This window comes from Pontibacter pamirensis, from assembly GCF_010015475.1.
Lineage (GTDB): Bacteria > Bacteroidota > Bacteroidia > Cytophagales > Hymenobacteraceae > Pontibacter > Pontibacter pamirensis.
In genome coordinates this window covers 1-18709 of sequence record NZ_SSNI01000024.1, presented here as the reverse complement: position 1 = coordinate 18709, position 18709 = coordinate 1, and the positions used below count along the sequence as shown (strand labels likewise).

At 47.1% G+C, this 18709-nt stretch carries 14 protein-coding genes; 5 read left to right on the top strand and 9 right to left on the bottom strand.

Going from position 1 to position 18709, the window contains the following annotated elements; all coding sequences use genetic code 11:
* Positions 1-42 precede the first annotated feature (42 nt).
* The gene (locus tag E1919_RS18340) at positions 43-603 is read left to right on the top strand and encodes a thioredoxin family protein (RefSeq protein WP_162054872.1); all 561 of its coding nucleotides are present in this window, start codon (positions 43-45) and stop codon (positions 601-603) included.
* On the opposite strand, the gene E1919_RS18335 is transcribed toward E1919_RS18340, so the two are convergent.
* Entirely contained in the window at positions 600-1337 is a 738-nt protein-coding gene (locus E1919_RS18335) for a murein L,D-transpeptidase catalytic domain family protein (RefSeq protein ID WP_237144603.1), read from the bottom strand. The genes E1919_RS18340 and E1919_RS18335 overlap by 4 nt on opposite strands.
* 315 nt (positions 1338-1652) lie before the next feature.
* Here E1919_RS18335 and E1919_RS18330 point away from each other — a divergent pair, with 315 nt between their 5' ends.
* Both E1919_RS18330 and E1919_RS18325 read left to right on the top strand, forming a co-directional pair.
* Positions 1653-2975, top strand: a complete 1323-nt coding sequence (locus E1919_RS18330) for a peptidoglycan DD-metalloendopeptidase family protein (protein WP_162054871.1) — start codon at positions 1653-1655, stop codon at positions 2973-2975.
* 157 nt (positions 2976-3132) lie between these two features.
* On the top strand, positions 3133-4032 hold the full coding sequence (locus E1919_RS18325) for a Ppx/GppA phosphatase family protein (protein ID WP_162054870.1): 900 nt from the start codon (positions 3133-3135) through the stop codon (positions 4030-4032).
* Positions 4033-4191: 159 nt separating this feature from the next.
* On the opposite strand, the gene ppk1 is transcribed toward E1919_RS18325, so the two are convergent.
* The 5 genes from ppk1 to E1919_RS18300 form a co-directional block, all read right to left on the bottom strand.
* Positions 4192-6297 (bottom strand): polyphosphate kinase 1, encoded by a 2106-nt coding sequence (ppk1, locus tag E1919_RS18320; RefSeq protein WP_162054869.1) that lies wholly within the window; start codon positions 6295-6297, stop codon positions 4192-4194.
* Positions 6298-6591: 294 nt separating this feature from the next.
* Complete coding sequence (locus E1919_RS18315; RefSeq protein ID WP_162054868.1) at positions 6592-7839, bottom strand: glutamate-5-semialdehyde dehydrogenase; 1248 nt, start codon at positions 7837-7839, stop codon at positions 6592-6594.
* 4 nt (positions 7840-7843) lie between these two features.
* The gene (gene proB / locus E1919_RS18310; protein WP_162054867.1) at positions 7844-8935 is read right to left on the bottom strand and encodes a glutamate 5-kinase; all 1092 of its coding nucleotides are present in this window, start codon (positions 8933-8935) and stop codon (positions 7844-7846) included.
* A 259-nt stretch (positions 8936-9194) separates the two neighbouring features.
* Positions 9195-10019 carry a pyrroline-5-carboxylate reductase gene (proC, locus tag E1919_RS18305; protein WP_162054866.1) on the bottom strand — a complete coding sequence of 275 codons (825 nt, stop codon included), beginning with the start codon at positions 10017-10019 and terminating at the stop codon, positions 9195-9197.
* A gap of 579 nt (positions 10020-10598) precedes the next feature.
* A complete protein-coding gene (locus tag E1919_RS18300) occupies positions 10599-10820 on the bottom strand; it encodes a hypothetical protein (protein WP_162054865.1) in 222 nt (73 codons plus the stop codon).
* A 380-nt stretch (positions 10821-11200) separates the two neighbouring features.
* On the opposite strand from E1919_RS18300, the gene E1919_RS18295 reads away from it, so the two are divergent.
* Together E1919_RS18295 and E1919_RS18290 are read left to right on the top strand one after the other, a co-directional pair.
* Complete coding sequence (locus E1919_RS18295) at positions 11201-11836, top strand: hypothetical protein (RefSeq protein ID WP_162054864.1); 636 nt, start codon at positions 11201-11203, stop codon at positions 11834-11836.
* Between the two features lie 250 nt (positions 11837-12086).
* Complete coding sequence (locus E1919_RS18290; protein ID WP_162054863.1) at positions 12087-13121, top strand: SDR family oxidoreductase; 1035 nt, start codon at positions 12087-12089, stop codon at positions 13119-13121.
* A 117-nt stretch (positions 13122-13238) separates the two neighbouring features.
* Here E1919_RS18290 and E1919_RS18285 read toward each other — a convergent pair whose 3' ends face one another.
* The 3 genes from E1919_RS18285 to gyrB form a co-directional block, all read right to left on the bottom strand.
* A complete protein-coding gene (locus E1919_RS18285) occupies positions 13239-14645 on the bottom strand; it encodes a sialate O-acetylesterase (protein ID WP_162054862.1) in 1407 nt (468 codons plus the stop codon).
* A 370-nt stretch (positions 14646-15015) separates the two neighbouring features.
* The gene (locus E1919_RS18280; protein WP_162054861.1) at positions 15016-15960 is read right to left on the bottom strand and encodes an NADP-dependent oxidoreductase; all 945 of its coding nucleotides are present in this window, start codon (positions 15958-15960) and stop codon (positions 15016-15018) included.
* Positions 15961-16215: 255 nt separating this feature from the next.
* The gene (gyrB, locus tag E1919_RS18275) at positions 16216-18174 is read right to left on the bottom strand and encodes a DNA topoisomerase (ATP-hydrolyzing) subunit B (protein WP_162054860.1); all 1959 of its coding nucleotides are present in this window, start codon (positions 18172-18174) and stop codon (positions 16216-16218) included.
* Positions 18175-18709 lie beyond the last annotated feature (535 nt).

The window sequence follows — 18709 nt, the reverse complement described above, 5'->3', positions numbered from 1 at the left end:
GTAGCACTCTGCCACGGGCTTACCCGAAAAATTAGATAAGCTATGGCAGCATATTCCAATGCCCAGATTGACCTGGGCACCAAAGCACATAACTTTGCGCTTTTAGACACTGCTTCTGACGCACTGGTTTCCCTCACGGATGTAGCCTCTCCCAAAGCTACTGTTATCATGTTCATCAGCAACCATTGCCCCTATGTGCAGCACATTCTAGATGAGCTAGTGGATGTAGCGGCTGAGTACAAGACTAAAGGCGTCAATTTTGTAGCCATCAGTTCGAACGATGCCATGACGTATCCGCAGGACGGACCTCAGCAGATGAAAGCACTGGCGCTGGATTATGATTTCTCATTTCCGTACCTCTACGACCAGACACAACAGGTAGCCCGCACCTATGAGGCGGAATGTACGCCTGAATTCTTTGTGTATGACGGCAAAATGGGCCTTGCCTACCACGGGCAGTTCGACGACTCCCGCCCCAATAACGGAAAGCCGGTCACGGGCAACGACCTGCGTACTGCGCTAGATGCGCTGCTTACCAGGCAGCCTGTGCCACAGGAGCAGGCACCCAGCGTAGGCTGCAGCATTAAATGGCGTGATTCTTAAGATTTAGCCGGAACCGGTATGTCCTTTTTGTTTTCATTTACTAACTCCGCCATTGCTGTCATGTGGTCGAGGTATTGGGAGGTATAGGCATCATGCGCGGCATGCGCATACAATGCGGTACCGCCCATTACCGTTTTGATTATTTCATCGTGCTGCTCCATCGGCACGGCAGGGCAACCTAAACTGCGTCCTAGGCGGCCTGCCTGTTTTATAAAGTCTTCTGTGGCGTACTCAGCGCCATGCATTACTATGCACCGGTCTTTTGCATTGGTGTTGAACCCCTCGTCCAACCCCTCCAGTTTCAGCGAAAGGCCGTGCTTGCCCTGGTATGTTTCATCGGTCACATAAAAGCCGATACTGCTCATAAAGGATTCATTCTCGTTTGAGAAATGCTCCGCAAATTCTTCCCCGGAGTTGCGGCCATGGGATACGTAGGTGTTAATAAGTAATTCCTTCTTCTCCACATCCACTACCCACAGCCTTTTCTCGTTCGACGATTTTGTAAAATCTATGATGGTGATGATGGGTTTATCAGAGATTTTCTGATTACGCTTCATATTGTAATAGCCTGTCAGTGCCTTATCAAACACCTCAAACTTCAACCCTGTTTCCTGAAGGTCCATGTAGCTATACAGATTGTATGATACCTGGTTAAACCGCATCAATTTATAGTTGGTGACTCTGTCTCTGATCTTCTTTTGATCCGGCTTGGACATAGCAGATCCCTTGTTCACAGGAGTTGCAAACGGTACTAGCACCAAGGGTGCAAACAGCGGTAAAAGCCCCCGAGCCATTTTACGTCGGGTATATCTCCAAGAATGTATTTTCATCTCCATCTCTTCTTTGGTTCACCTTCTTTGTACGTATTGCAGCACCTTCGGTTAGTTCACACTAAAATCATCCCTTAGCATTAGTCCCCAGCTTATCAATATTTTCCGGTAAAAGGCATCATTTATGACTCTGAAGCTGTTATAACAGCAACACCTATCCTGAAGAGAACAATGAGATCAGATAATATAAATTATCATAGTTATATATTTTACATTTTCATGGGACTACTGCTCGCCGGCTGTAGCGGCAAGCAAACCTTGCGAGGCGTGTTCAGCAAAGAACAGACACCCTATGAGAAGTATGCAGCCAAATTGAAAGATGCTAAACTAGACGAGACAGCTTTAGGGCAGGAGTGGCTGCAGGCGGGGCAACAAGCCTTAAGGGATTCAATCACTGTGACGCTCCCTTTTAAAGAAACAGGTTACTTTTCTGCGGAGAAACCCAAAGCCCTCGGGTACAGGATAGCTGCAAAACGGGGAGAGCGCCTTGTAGTGAACCTTGAAATGAAAGCAAGGGAGCAGGCACAGGTATTTATGGATTTGTTTGAGGCACCCGCCATACCTTCAGCGGAGGCTCACCGCGTAGCCTCCGCTGATACCGCCTCTACATCGATAAGCTACGAAGTAGACGAAGACCAGCAGCATATTTTGCGTGTACAGCCAGAGCTGCTGCGCAGTGGCCAGTACACGGTAACGATTCAGGCAGAACCTACCCTGGCTTTCCCGGTGCAAGGCAAAACCAGCCGTAACATCGCCAGCATCTGGGGCGACCCGCGCGACGGAGGCGTTCGTCTGCACGAGGGCGTTGATGTATTTGCGAAGCGGGGCACGCCCGCTATTGCCTCCACTGAAGGCGTAGTATCAAAAGTAAGCGTAACGCCACGGGGCGGAAAGGTAGTGTGGCTTACAGACGTAAAACGCAGGCAGAGCTTATACTATGCCCACCTTGACAGCCAGGCGGTTGCAGCCGGGCAGCGGGTGCAGATAGGCGACACACTGGGTTTTATTGGCAATACAGGCAATGCCATCACCACAAACCCACACCTGCACTTTGGCATATACCGCTTCGGACGCGGCGCCACAAACCCATTTCCTTACCTGTACGAGTCAAACCAGAAATTGCCTGATGTAAGGATCGATGCATCGCTGGTGGGCAATTGGGTACGTATATCGGCAAAGTCAGCGAATATCAGGCTGCAGCCAACTATAAAATCGACGGTTTATGCCACACTGCCACAACACACCCCCTTGCAGGTAATGGGTGGCGTAGATACATGGTACCGTATTGCTTTACCCAATGGTACCGAAGCTTATATTGCAGGCAGTTTAGTCGAAGCTACCACCAAGCCTGTCCGTTACGAGAAGATTTCCGCTGAGACTGACCTGCTGGATGAGGCACACCCTTTGGCTGCTGCGAAAGACAGCTTAAAACCCGGAAACAATGTGGCCGTGTTGGGCAACTACAATGGGTTCCAGCTGGTCCGGAACGACGATGGTCTACTCGGCTGGATTAATACCGAAGGCGATGTAAGCTTGCGCTAAGCCTTCCATTTATTTAGTCCTTTCCTGCTATAGTCTATAGTCGCTCCTTTGGGAGCCGCTATTTTCGGTTCGGAGGCCATGCAGTTTCCCTCGGGGCCTGCCATAAAAATATTTTCTGCTTATATTTACCCTATTGAAAACATAAACAGACAAGCCTTTGAAGTTAGCAGCCATAGATATCGGTTCGAATGCAGTGAGATGCCAGATCTCCAGTGTGCTGAACCAGAACGGTCATGTATTTTTTAAAAAGGTGGAGTACGTGCGGTATGCCATCCGCTTTGGCGAGGACGTGTTCAACTCCGGCTATATCCCTCAAAATAAAATAGAGAAATTTGTAAAGCTTCTGAAAGCCTTCCAACTGCTGTTGGATGTGCACGACGTAGACCACTACATGATTTGTGCCACCTCTGCCATGCGCTCCGCAGTAAATGCGCCCGAAATAATGAAGCGGGTAAAGGAAGAAGTAGACATGGAAATACAGGTGATTGACGGAGAAAGAGAAGCTGACCTGATCAATAAAGTCATCTTCAACTTTCTGGATGAGCGCAATTATCTGCACATTGATGTGGGCGGCGGAAGCACAGAATTTAACATCTATGTGAACAAGGAGAAGAAAGCATGTCAGTCATTTGAACAAGGCTCTATCCGCCACATGCAAGGCGACGAATCCATGGAACTGTGGAACCAGATGCGCCATTGGATTGAGACAAACTCTAAGAAGTACCATTTGTCCCGTGCTATCGGCACAGGCGGTAACATCAATAAGATATTTGAAATTGCAGGTAAAACGCCCGGCAAGGCTATTTTCCGGAAACAAATTGAAGAAGTTGCGGCACACATTAGTTCCATGCCCATGCAGGAGCGCATTACAAACCTGCTTCTAAACCCTGACCGTGCTGACGTAATCGTACCAGCATCTGAAATTTACTTGTCCGCGATGAAATGGGCTAAGCTGGAAACAATGCTCGTACCTGCCGTTGGCCTGAAAGACGGCATGTTGCACGCCCTCTACGAGCGTTACCACCCGGAGCCCTTTGTTATTGAGAAAATCAACTGAGGTACCACCTATCAATTATCAGCTAGCAGTTTACATTCATAAGGTGTAACTAATATACATATCCTTATCCATCAAAAAGCGCGGCTGCAGTCTTTTCTCAGAGAGATAACTGCAGCCGCGCTTATTTTCACTTGTGTTGATAATATACCTGATAAATGACTAAAGCAGTTCTACGGCCTCCTGCACCTCGCTAATAGCTTTTTTAAAGAACAGCTTATGAATGTCTGTTACTTCTTCGTTCGCCCCTACCCGCCTCTTCACATATGTGCCGTCTTCCCTCATAATGTAAGAGTTCTGGTTGTCTTGCACGTTGTAATACAGGATATTGATAACTTCCTTCTTCAGTTCTTCGTTAGTGATCAGGAAAAGGGCTTCTATACGCCGGTCGAAGCTGCGCACCATTATATCGGCGCTGCCGCTGTATACTTTCGTTTCGCCGTTGTTGTGGAAGTAGTACAGTCGGGAGTGCTCTAAATACTCTCCCACAATAGACTTCACAGTAATGTTATCGCTCAGTTCCTCGCGGCCAGGACGAAGGCAGCAGATGCCGCGCACAATCAGTTTGATAGGCACGCCGGCTTTAGAGGCCTTGTAGAATTCATCAATTACCTCTTTATCCTCCAGAGAGTTAATCTTGATAACGATGCCGCTCTTTAAGCCTTTTTTTGCATTGCGCGCTTCATTCCGGATTAGCTCAATCAGCTGATGCCGCATGCCTTTTGGCGACGTCATCAGGTACTTGTATTCGTTTGGCCTGGAATGGCCCGTGATAACGTTGAAGAACTCTGACACATCGTGCGCATATACTTCATTGGTAGTAAGCAGGCTCACATCGGTATAGAGGCGTGCGGTTTGCTCGTTGTAGTTACCGCTACCGATGTGGATATAACGCGTCACCTTCTCCCCTTCCTTCCGGATGATCATGAGCATTTTAGTGTGTGTTTTATACTTGCTGATGCCATATATCACGAAGCAGCCTGCCTTTTCCAGCCGCTCTCCCTCCCTTAAGTTTCGCTCCTCGTCAAAACGTGCCTTCACCTCAAACAGCACCGACACGTGCTTCCCGTTTTCAGCAGCTTTCAACAGCGCTGCCGTTACCCGCGACTGATCTGCCAGCCGATAGATAGTTTGCTTGATTCCCAGCACCGACGGGTCCTCGGCAGCACGCTCCAGCAAGCTCACAACTGGCTCCATACTGTTGTAAGGGTGGTGCAGCAACACATCGTGCTCTTTCAGGTACTCAAACATATCCACGCCATCGCTTGGCAGACTGAGCGGCTGCACCGCTGATGGTTGCTTAAAGCCTTTATCTTTAAAATGCCGGTGGTTGATGATCTGCCACAATCCTCGCAGATCTAGGAGGGAATTTATAGTAAACACATTGGCGTTATCGATTGTCCAGCGCTCTTTCAGGGTTTTCATCATGAACTGCGATGGATTTCGCTCCACTTCAAGGCGCACCACCCGTCCCTTTTTGCGTGTGCGCAGCTTCGACTTGATCTCCTGTATAAAGTCCGCCTCTAAGTCATCCGACTCCTCCAGGGTAAAGTCGCCGTTGCGCGTAATGCGGAACAGGTTAACAGACACAATCTCTACATTCCGGAAAAGCTTCTTGATCTTCCAGCGGATAATATCTTCTATCGGCACAAAGATAATTCTGTCCTTGCGGTTTATCTCGTAGAAACGCGCCAGGTTCTGCGGTATCTGCACAAATGTTACCCTATCCTGCGCCTTTAGCTCTTCTGTGGTGCGGGTTACCACGCCAAAAGTCAGCAGTTGGTTCATCAGCAACGGAAAGCCATGGTAGTTGTCGTACACCATGGGCGTGAGCAGCGGGTAAATAGTATTCTTAAAGTAAGAGTCTGCTTTCTTCTGTTCGATTTCTGTCAGTTCGCTTACCTTCAGAATATCGCAGCCATGCTTTTCGAAAATCGGTTTCAGCTCATTATTGAAGGTCAGGTACTGGTCGTTGACGAAACGATGGGCATAATCAAGCAGCTTCTTACGGAATGGCAATTCCCGCAGGCCGGAATAGTCGGTGCGCTCCTTGCCATAGTCGAGATAATTGTACAAACTACCCACCCGGATCATAAAGAACTCATCCAGGTTGGAGGATGTGATAGCCATAAACTTCAACCTGTCGAAGAAGCTTTTGTTGGTATCCCGCGCCTGGTCCAGCACACGGTAATTGAAACGCAACCAGCTCAGGTCGCGACTAATGTACTTACTTCTTTTTATTTGGTCAGAAACCTTATTTATAAGCATGCGTCCATCGTTTTAAAGAATAAAGAAGCGCTATACGCTGCCATATCCTGCCATACCACAAAATATAACTATAATTTGATACTGAAGTGTACAAAGTGGCAACAAAAATTTTTGCACTCAATCTAAAGTGCTTTCTTCCAAAGGCTTGATAACCGTCTTTGAATTCTGCTTTCCTGCGTCTGTGGAAAAACACGCCCGGCTACAGCCTGATACTCTTTTAAAAACTAAAGGGCCGACTGCTGCCATAGCACAACAGTTGGCCCTTGCAGTTTATTACTGGTTCTCCGGCTATATTTAAACCCTTACCTGTCCGTTTCCTTTCACAATCCACTTATAGCTGGTTAGCTCGTCTAATGCCATTGGGCCGCGGGCGTGTAGCTTCTGGGTACTGATGCCTATCTCGGCACCAAGACCAAATTGAGCTCCGTCGGTGAAGGCGGTTGAGGCATTGGCGTATACTGCGGCGGCATCCACAGCTTTCAGGAAGTGCTCTACATTTGCCTCGTTTTCAGAGATGATGGCTTCACTATGCTGTGAGCTGTATTTGTTAATGTGCTCGATGGCCTCATCCAGACCAGCCACTGTTTTAACAGACATTTTAAGGGACAGAAACTCTGTTCCAAAATGTTCTTCCGTTGCCTTATGCAGTTTTTCATCCGGGTAGTTCCCCTTCAGCACTTCATAAGCAGGTGCATCGGCATATACGTCTACTTCTTTCTGAGCCAAACCTTTTCCTATTTCTGCCAAATCATTTAACCTGTTCTTGTTAATCACCAGGCAGTCAAGAGCATTGCACACACTCACTCTTCGTGTTTTAGCGTTTACAATAATCTCCTTTCCCTTATCCAGGTCCGCAAATTCATCGAAATAGGTATGTACAATACCGGCTCCTGTTTCAATAACCGGCACCTTCGAGTTTTCGCGCACATAGTTGATCAAGCCCTGGCTGCCGCGTGGAATGATAATGTCCACATAATCCACTGCATGCAGCATCTCATGTGTGGCTACGCGGTCTGGTGGCAGGAGCTGCACGATGTTATTGTCTACGCCATTGCTTTCGAGCACCTCATGTATCAGCTTGACAATGGCCGTGTTTGAGTCTTTTGCATCACTGCCTCCTTTTAGCAGCAGCGCATTTCCTGAGCGGAGGCACAGGCAGAAAACATCGAAAGTTACGTTTGGCCGGGCTTCATAAATCACACCGATAACGCCTAAGGGAACCGACACTTTCTTAAGCTCCAGCCCATTCTCCAGCTTCCTCTCAGACAGCACCTTACCAAGTGGAGAAGGCAGGCTGGCTACATTGCGTATATCAGCGGCTATACTTTCCACCCGCTCTCTCGTCAGTTTCAATCGGTCGAATTTTGGGTCGTCGGCGTCCATGCGCTGCAGGTCTTTCTGGTTTTCTGCCAGAATAATATCAGTGGCTTCAACGGCCTTTTTGGCAAGGTCTTGCAGCACCTTTTCTACCTTATCTTCAGAGAGCAGATTCAATTTCCTGCTCGCTTGCTTTACACTTTCGAAAACCTGTTGCAATGCCATATTTTTAGACGTTATGATATTTAAATAAATATAAGTAATTGTAATGAATGAGCGGCTTCTGATTGTTCAATCCTACCCGCTCTGTCGCTTTTCTGGAGTTATACTCCGCTTTACCGAGCCCTATCTTCTCCCCGTGCGCATCTCTGATACGGATGATGTCTCCTTTCGAAAAATCACCGGTTACAGACGCAATACCTACGGGTAGTAAACTGGTTACTTCATCGGAATACAAAGCTTCTTTAGCACCTTCATTGATGTGTACTTCACCTTTGGTGTAGTTGTCACTGTGGGCTACCCATTTCCGCAGATTTGGTTTGGATGAGTCGGGCTCAAAGTAAGTTGCCTTCAATTTGTTATGATAGAAGTCGTGCAGCACGTCCTCACGGTTACCGTTGGCAATGTAAACATGTATACCTAGAAAAGCCGCTTTTTTTGCCATCTTCATCTTACTCTGCATCCCGCCTCTGCCGAAGGCAGACTTTGAAGAGGCAATATAACGGCTTACTCCAGATGTTTTGCGGCTTACCCGCTCAATCAGTTGTGAAGCAGGGTCATCGGGATGTCCCTTGTAGATACCGTCTACGTTCGTCAACAAAATCAGCGTATCCGCATCTATCATGGCGGCGGTCATGCTGGCAAGCTCATCATTATCTGTGAACATAAGTTCCGTAACCGCTACCGCATCGTTCTCATTGATAACCGGGATAATACCATGGTTTAGCAGGCCCAGAAGACAGTCTTTGATGTTCAGGTAATGCCTCCGGGAGCGGAAATCCTGCGGTGTCACCACAATCTGGGCGATTTGATGCCCCTCTTTCTGAAAAAGATCCTTGTAGGCATGTATAATGTCTATCTGCCCTACTGAGGCAAGAATTTGTTTTCTAACAACTGATTCTGTTTTCTCTTCGAAGGTGATGTGTTTTCTGGCAAAGGCTACTGCTCCTGAAGAAACCAACACCACCTGCAGTCCCTGTTCCTTTAAAAAAACAAGTTGCTTCACGAGAGAAGCCATGCGTTCTCTGTCGGGTGAGCCATCGTCCTTTGTAAGTACGTTAGAACCTACTTTTACAACAACAAGCTGCGCTTGATGATCCATTTATATTTGTTTGTTTTAATTAAAAATATACTATTCGGACAGAACACATACCCGTCCCTGTTCAATTGTGCTGCTATACTAGGCAGACCTGCACACCCATGCGCTATTATCCGACTGCAACAGCTGTGTGCAAAAAAATAGTGGTTATTGCAGATGATATGGGACTGCCTTAAGAGCAAACCGCCTTAAACTAAAAAGTTGCTGCTCCCAGGCTATAGCACGCGTGCTATAGCCTGGGAGCAGCAACAAGTAAAATCAATTATGCTGATTCTTTTTCCCGTTGTTCTTTCAGGATCTGAATTCTTTCAAAAGAAGTAACAAGACCTTTGATAACCGCAGAGCTGAGCCCCTGGTGTTCCATCTCGTTCAGGCCAGCAATGGTACAACCTTCAGGAGTTGTTACTTTGTCTATTTCCTGCTCCGGGTGTGATTCATTTACTGCAAGCAAAGTAGAGGCGCCTTTACTTACCTGCACCGCAATCTTCTGGGCATCTTCGGCATCAAGGCCTAGCTGAATTCCGCCCTGCGTAGCCGCACGTATAAAGCGCATGTTAAAGGCGATGCCACTGGAGCAAAGGGCGGTGGCCCCGGCCATCAATTCTTCTTCAATGATTAGGGTTTCGCCTAAACAATTGAATATATCCACTACTTCCTGCTCCACCTGCGATGCCCTTTCGTTGAAGGCCAGGCAGGTCATGGATTGCTGCACAGCGATGGCTGTGTTTGGCATGCTGCGCACGATTGGGAAATCGCCTACAGACAGCACAATTTTATCAATTGTCACCCCCGTTATAACGCTCAGCAGTACGTGCTGCTCCAGGTTCAGGTGTGGCTTTATATCGTTGAGTACGTTTTCGAGTTGTGCTGGCTGCACACACAGCATGATCCAACGGCATTGCTTCACGGCCTCGCTGTTGCTGTTTGTTACCTGAAGGCCTTTGTCTTTCAGAAACTGTATAGACTTGGTGTTTCTTCTGGTTACAAAAACATTTTCCGGCTTAAACTGGCCATTACTTACAAGGCCTTCTGCAATTGCGACTCCGAGGTTTCCTGCTCCGAGGATAGCTACGTTGCTATTATTCATTCTTCTGTTTTTTTCCTAAGCTTTAACGGCTCTGTTTTCAGAGCACTTACACAAAAAATTATTGACTGAACCACAAAAGTACAAAATCTATTTATCTATAAAAAATTATCTCCCGTTTCAACCTCTCTATACAGCGATTTGCACCATCAAAAAAAACAACACAATCACCTGATTTACAGCTGTATTATAACAGAAACAACAAACAAACTTCTACACAGCTAAAAAATATCAGGCGACTTTGATAGTCTCCTTCTAAAACTAAAATTGTTGTAAATCAAAAAAGTTATAATTAGAAAGAAGATTTTTTCCTGATTCTCTTATTGAAGGGGGAGGCATGCATACGCCGGACATAAGTCAATGTGGCATGACACATTAATGCTTTAATCAGCCGATATTTCAACAGTATGTATGCAGACTGTTCTAGTGGGTCAGCAGAAGCCTTTGATTAATACCCAAGTGTATGCACACATCTATCTGGTAGAGCATCTTAGTTGAGGAGCCTGTCCTGTAGATACAAGTAGCACCTACTTGTGCTTTTGCAAGACCGGCAGGTGCTACTTTATGACATTGAAATAAGCCTTAACGCTGGTATGGTGTTGTATCGCTTGGACGTATGAGCAGCCACAAGAGTAGTCCGATGGGCCAGGCCAGAAATGCTACGACAATGGCTACAAGCCACCCTGGTTTACCTCTTCGTTCCGCATCTTTATACGACCATACAATACTCCAGAAATACAGCACTAGCAACACCAACCCTAGTATAAGTCCGAAAATACCAAACCCCAAAAGTGTCTCTTCCATAGTTTTTATATTATATAGGTTCTACACAAACTCATTTTAACGCAGCTGCGTTGTTTTTAGTTAATAACCAGCATCATGACCTTTTAAAAAATCTATTTTGAAAAACAGGAGCTTAGATTGCTAATCGATTATGCTATGAATTCATCAAACCTGGAGCCACGGCCATATTATGGAGCATGTCCAGGTAAAGCCGTATTTTATACCTCCTACATACTGGATAATCTAAAAACTTATACGCCCACAGGCACTTTACCTGATTTTGTCTTTTAACATGCCGAAAGCGGGTATAAACACCAACATCTCGCCTTCAGCGCCGTATTCTCTTTGAGTTAAAACATTGATACATTGATTTTTTAAGCTTTTGGAGGAAGCATAGCGAGATGGGAATAAAAGACATGTTTGAGAGCCTGAAAAAGGAAATCAAGGTAGTGCAGGGCGAGGGGACCAAGGACAAAGTCTACAGCAACCAAAATGAGTTTGTTGATGAATCCACCGCTATACAGGAGTTAGAAAGGGCAAAGCAAAAGCTCTTTGATGTTAACATGTGGACCAAGATAGAAGGGTTCAGTTCAGAGTTTCGCCTTTACGATGCGAATGGGCGCCGCACAACAACACGTAAGCCTGAAATTGGCTTCTTTATCGAAATTATACTCCCTGCCTCAACTTTAGAAAATTGGGTTAAAATTACCGATATAAGAGAAGAGCCAAACCTTGCGGAATTTGTGGTGCACCCGAGTGAGCAGCCGCAGGCACAAGACCAGGAGGATAAGGTAATCGAACACTTTTTTATTAAGGAGGCCAGCAGTACATTTCGGGTGATGCGCGAGGGTAAAACACTGCACGCCTACGAAATAGGAAAAAACGAAGGCATCAACAACCATGGCGATGAAGCCGGTGATAGAGCCTTGTTAAACACGCTGGTGGCCGAAGGTGGTTGGGCCGGAGTGCAGGGCTTGCAGTGGGATAATCTAACCCGTTACCTGGTGCATCTGGAAGAAATGGAAACAACAGATTAAAAACCTCACAGTACCCGTTGGTTGTGCGTGGTTATCCCGAATGTTTCATCAACAATTGTTTTGCCTTTTTCATAGCTTTTCTTTTTCTCTCATTTACGCCCCAACACTTGATGGGTTCCTAAACAATCTCCTGCAAATCAAACACGTACGCAGGCTATTCAAATGGCAAGACCTGCGCTGCTTAAAACTAAGTCTGGGAAGGAGGCGTACCATTCAGCAGGAGAAACTTATACTTAACCTGCCATAACATATGAATGAAAATAACGACAGTAATCACAAGGGCGTCGCAGTAGTAACCGGTGCATCTGCTGGCCTGGGACGGGCCATTGTTCGTGAGTTCGCTAAACAAGGGTATGATGTGGGCCTTATAGCACGCGGTTTAGACGGACTGGAAGGAGCCAAAAAAGAAGTAGCAGCCTTTGGGCGTAAATCAGTTTATATTCAAGTAGACGTAGCTGATGCAGATGCCGTGGAAGAGGCAGCCGCTAAAATAGAAGAAGAGCTTGGCGAGATTGACGTGTGGGTAAATAACGCCATGAACAGTGTGTTTAGCCCTGTAAAGAAAATGAAGGCTAATGAATACAAGCGTGTAACGGAAGTGACATACCTCGGCCAGGTGTATGGCGCACTTTCAGCACTCAAGCGCATGCTTCCCCGTGACCGTGGTTCCATTGTGTTCGTGGGTTCGGCCCTTGCCTACCGGGGCATTCCGCTACAGTCTGCGTACTGCGCCTCCAAACATGCCATTCAAGGCTTTTACGACTCGCTGCGCACCGAACTGATGCATGACAAAAGCAATGTAAAGATAACTATGGTGCAACTGCCAGCCATGAACACAACCCAATTCGGATTCGTGAAAACCCGTTTACCAAACAAGCCAAGGCCAATGGGCACTATCTACCAACCAGAGGTGGCTGCAGAAGTAATCGCTTACGCCGCTGAGCATGAACGCCGTGAGTACAGGGTAGGATATTCTACCTTGGAGGCGATAATTGGTAACAAAATAGCTCCCTGGTATGCAGATTATGTTCTGGCTAATAGTGCTTTTGATGGACAGCAAACAGATGAACCAGAGGACCCGAACCGGGACCACAACCTTTGGGATCCTATCCCGGGAGACCATGGTGCGCACGGAAACTTCGACGAACAGGCCACCTATTCCAGCCCTCAAGTATGGCTCAGCCTTCACCGCGACCAAATCTTGGGAGGCGCTTTGGCTTTAGGTGGCATTGTGCTTGGAGGGCTTCTGGCTTCGAAGTGGACGAACGGAGAAGATAAGGATTAGCAGCGATAAAGTATCCTCTAACAGGTCAAACAACAGAGCCATTCACCTAGGTGAATGGCTCTGTTGTTTGACCTGTTGGTATTGTGCTGTACTGTAAAAATTACTTTATGCTGTGGTCTAAAGCTGCTGCTTCATGGGCCAGTTGTCTGTTCTGAAAGAGGAGGCGGGCAAACCTGCTTTGTTGTACAGGTTCGGATCCACGGTATTGCTCCACTCATAGCGTACCGCCACAGGGTTCTTCACTGACTTTGCCTGCACCACAACGGTATTTCCTTCTATTCTGGCATCTGCTTTTACGAAATTCTGGTCTTCGCCGGCAATTTCGAAATTTGTCAGAGCCTTGCCTTTGCTCACTAGGCCGTTGTCAGCATAGTCGAAGAAGAGCCTCACTTTTCTGCCTTCTACCTTCATGTCGCGGAATAAAGGTCCGGAGGCAGGCCGCTCTGTTTTGCCGTAGGTTTTGTTTAGTGCCAGGTTAGCCAGCCGCTTGCCCACATCCAGTTTATTTCTTGGGTGGATGTCGTCGTTGTTGCCGATATCGCTTACCACCACCATACCCGTGTTTGGTGTTTTCAGGCTCTTTCTTTGCGAATCCCTCAGCAGTGCACCGGCATATGGGCCATAGTCCTTATAAGGCGCGATTTGCACAAAGTAGAACGGAAACTCGTGCCCCCACTCGCTGCGCCAGTTGTTGATGAGCGCCGGCAGCAAGGTGGCATAAGCCTCAGGAGTGGCTGTGTTCGACTCGCCCTGGTACCAGAGCGCACCTGCGATGCGGTACGGTATTAAGGGGGCAATCATGGCATGGTAAGCTTTGCCTGGTTGTGTAGGACCATACTCCACTTCTTTCTGCTGTGCTGCAGCTTTTGCCAGCACCGGGTCACCAGCAATAACTTCAGGATTTACCCACACTTCTCCGGGTGTACCACCCCAACTGCTGTTAATCACACCTACCGGCACATTCAGCTCCTGATGTAACTCTCTTCCGAAAAAGTAGCCGATGGCACTGAAATGTTTCATGGTTTCGGGAGTACTTACCACCCACTGCCCCTTCAGGTCAAGTTGCGGGCCGTCGGCCGTCTGGTGGGCCACACTGAAGAAACGAATCTCAGGGTAATTCGCCTTCGGTATTTCCTGCTCGGCTCTGTCTATACCCGCCGCTGCTGACCATTCCATATTCGACTGGCCGGAAGCAAGCCACACCTCGCCCGTCAGCACATCATTTATTACAATCGTATTATACCCTTTGATGGTGACGGTGTAAGGCCCTCCTGCAGCAGGAGTTTTCAGCTTTACCGACCACTTCGCCAGGTTGCTGGCCTTCGTCTTCACAGGCTTGTTGTCCCAACTTCCTGTTACAGTCACTTCTTCCCCGGACTTGGCCGAGCCCCAGATAATAATTTCTGCGTTTTGCTGCAGCACCATGTGGTCGCTGAAAATAGCCGGAACCGTCACGGCCCAGGCTGCATTCACCATACTTAAACTTAATGCTAATAATACCTGAAGGATAAAATTCCTTTTCATCTTATATTTTTATTTTAAATGACTGTGCCTAAAATGTGCGTTTTGCACAGGCAGCTTTGTTGTGTAAAGAAAGGGGGAAAGCTGGTTCATTAATTAGCCTTATGATAGCTAATTAATTATTTACCGAGTTATTTGCCTCTTCTACACTATGTATGGAGCAACTCTCACAGCTTTCTATTCCGACCTTAGAAACTACACGCCCCACAGAGTATATCCTATAACCAATATAGTAAGTATTTCCAATTAATCAAGCTCAGTCTTATGCACTGCACCATTTCTGGCTAAAACATGGACAAGAGGCTTAAAATGAAAGCAAGCATGTGCTTTTCAGAGCACATGCTTGCTTTGTGATTTTTAGAAGCGCTTGCTTCTATACTACATTCACCACTACCTTACCCTTCGTCTTACGGGTTTCCACCTGCTTATGCGCCTCGGCCATGTCTTTTAGCTCATAAACATGCGACACGTGAGGCCTCAGATGGCCTTGCCGCATCAATTCCGCCAGCTGCTCCTGGTCTTCGCCACTGGAGTGTACTAGATAATTTTTTGCCTCTATTTTTCTTTTTTTTGCCTCTTCCTGCACAGCTTCCTTCGCGCCACCTAAAATAGAAATAATTTTTCCACCCTCTTTAAGGGTAGCAAGCGAACGTCGGGTATTTTCTTCTCCCAGCGAATCGAGCACAATGTCAGCATCCATCACGACATCCTCTACATTAAACTTGTGATAGTCAACCTGCTCGTCGGCACCCATATTTCTTATAAAATCATGGTTCTCGGCAGAGGCTGTACCAATAACTATGGCTCTGAAATATTTCGCTATCTGCACCGCAAAATGACCTACTCCGCCAGCTGCTGCATGTATCAGCACACGTTGGCCTGCTTTTATCCCTGCTTCATGCACCAGCACCTGCCAGGCAGTAAGCGCTGCTAACGTAGCGGCAGCAGCCTCATGGTGCGGAATATTGGCGGGTTTATGCGCCAGGTGTGTTTCGGGTGCCGCCACATACTCTGCATAGGCTTTTCCATGGCCCGGAAAATTTACCATTCCGAATACTTCATCACCCGCTTTAAAATTGGTTACATCGTCGCCAACAGCTTCCACTACTCCTGAAATATCCCAGCCTAAAATTACCGTAGAATCTTCTTTCAGTTTGTCATAAAACGATTTCCCCTCACGTGTCTTCGTGTCAACAGGGTTTACGCTAACAGCGTGCACCTTCACCAGCACCTCGTTTTTAAGTGGTGTGGGTTTCTCTACTTCCTGCAGTTGCAGGTTCTCTGCCCCTCCAGGGTTGTTTAGAACGATTGCTTTCATAGGCTTTTCTTTAAGGTTCAATATAGTATCCTTCTTTATTCAACTTAAGCTCCGGTAAAAAGTTATAATTGCTGACAGGTGAAAACAGAAGCTAAAACACCTGTGTTTGCAAGATGAAATTGAAGTAACACACTTAACAGGAGAGAAACTGCCAGGCTAGTACAGGCAAGCAGAGTTGATGAGACGCAATAAAGCAGCAGCGGCTATACCTTTTGTCAGGTATAGCCGCTGCTGCTTTATTTATGATGGTGATGATTACACGTCTACACGGGCATACTTGGCGTTGCGCTCAATAAAGTCGCGGCGCGGTCCAACTTCATCGCCCATCAGCATCGAGAAGAGGTGGTCGGCCTCAGCGGCAGAGTCAATAGACACCTGCTTTAGACTGCGGTGCTGAGGGTCCATGGTGGTGTTCCAGAGCTGCTCCGGGTTCATCTCACCCAAACCTTTGTAACGCTGCACACCCACACTTTCCTCACGGCCTTTGCCCAATTCCTGTATGGCATTAACGCGATCCTGCTCACTCCAGCAGTAACGTTCCTCCTTGCCCTTCTTCACGAGGTAGAGCGGCGGAAGCGCTATATAAATATAACCGTTCTCAATCAGCTCCTTCATATAACGGAAGAAGAAAGTCAGGATGAGCGTACGGATGTGAGAACCGTCCACGTCCGCATCCGTCATAATGATAACGCGGTGGTAGCGTAGTTTCTCCATGTTCAGGGCCTTGTCGTCTTCTTTTGTTCCGAAGCTCACTCCAAGGGCCGTAATCATGTTCTTGATTTCCTCGTTTTCGTAGATGCGGTGCTCCTGCGCTTTCTCCACGTTCAGGATTTTACCGCGCAGCGGTAGGATAGCCTGGAACTTACGGTTACGGCCCTGCTTGGCAGAACCACCCGCTGAGTCACCCTCCACCAAGTATATCTCGCAGTTCTCCGGGTTGCTGTCAGAGCAGTCGGCTAGTTTACCTGGCAGGCTGGTGCTGGAGAGCACGCTCTTGCGCTGCACCATCTCACGCGCCTTACGGGCTGCAAAACGAGCTTGCGCCGCCAGTATTACCTTCTGCACTATAATGCGGGCCTCCCTCGGGTTCTCCTCCAGGTATTGTGTCAGCATTTCGCCTACAGCCGTATCCACGGCACCGGAAACTTCTGAATTCCCCAGCTTTGTTTTTGTCTGGCCTTCAAATTGAGGCTCCTGCACCTTTACCGAGATGACAGCCGTAAGCCCCTCGCGGAAGTCGTCGCCTGCAATCTCTATCTTCACCTTATCCAGCATACCCGACTTGTCAGCATAGGACTTCAGGGTGCGGGTAAGGGCACGGCGGAAACCAGCCACGTGCGTACCGCCCTCTATGGTGTTGATGTTGTTCACATAAGAGAAAATATTCTCAGCGTATGAGGTATTATACTGCAAGGCAATTTCCACTGGCACACCGTTCTTCTCGCTTTCTACGTGAATTGGCTCCGGTATAAGGTTTTCGCGCGTCTCATCAAGATAAGCCACGAATTCCTTCAGACCACCTTCTGATAAGAAAGAAACGTTCAGCGGCTCCCCCTGATCGTTCATCTCCCGCAGGTCCGTCAGGTTAATGCGGATGCCCTTGTTCAGAAACGACAGTTCGCGCAAACGCCCTTGGATGGTATCGTATTTGTACTCGGTGGTAGTAAAAATGGAGGCGTCCGGCTGAAAGCGGACGGTTGTCCCTGTTTTCTCAGTTTCGCCTATCTCACGCACCGGGAAAGCAGGTACACCAATATTGTAGTGCTGTTCGTATATTTTTCCGTCGCGATGCACGGTCACGTGCAGGTCTGTTGAGAGTGCGTTTACGCAGGACACACCCACCCCGTGCAAACCACCGGACACTTTATAGGTGTCTTTGTCGAACTTACCACCAGCGTGCAGCACAGTCATCACCACCTCCAGGGCCGAACGGCCTTCTTTGGTGTGGAAGTCTGTCGGGATACCGCGCCCGTTGTCAGACACCGTAACGGAATTGTCTTCGTTAATTGTTACAGATATTTCGTCGCAATGTCCGGCAAGAGCTTCGTCAATAGAGTTGTCTACTACCTCCCATACCAGGTGGTGAAGGCCCTTGATACCGATATCGCCGATGTACATGGCCGGACGCTTCCGCACCGCCTCGAGTCCTTCCAGTACCTGAATGCTATTGGCTGAATAATTGTTAGCTTTTGCTATTTCTTTTACGTCACTCATGGTGTGTTATAAGAAAAATTGAATAGGTAAAATTACCGCTTTTATTTCGTATAAGGAAATAATCTAACACAATAGACTGATTACCTGTAACTTACAAAAGCAGCAAAATAAATTTATTAGATTTTTATCAGAATCACATTTTCGACATATACCGAAAACATAAATAACTAATATGCTTGTTTTTTATATATGCAAGGTACTATAATATTCTGTAACCTGCCCATATTAGAATAACAAAAAAAGTGACCTTATAGGTCACTTTTCGCAGTGTTTTTACTCGATATATTTAAGATTTCATGTTCATCATATCGTTTCTTAGCGAGAAACTTTAACTACTCAAAAACCAGTTAAATTAAGTTAGCCTGCAGCCCATTATAAAATTAATAAATACACCAGGCTCACAAGTATGGGTAGTGTATTTAAAGTAAGGATGGATATATTGTGAAATTAGCAATAAGGAGCAGGTGTTATAAAATAGAGATCGCCAAACCTTTATTTTATATGACCACCTGTCCTCACTGCCATAGCCTAAATG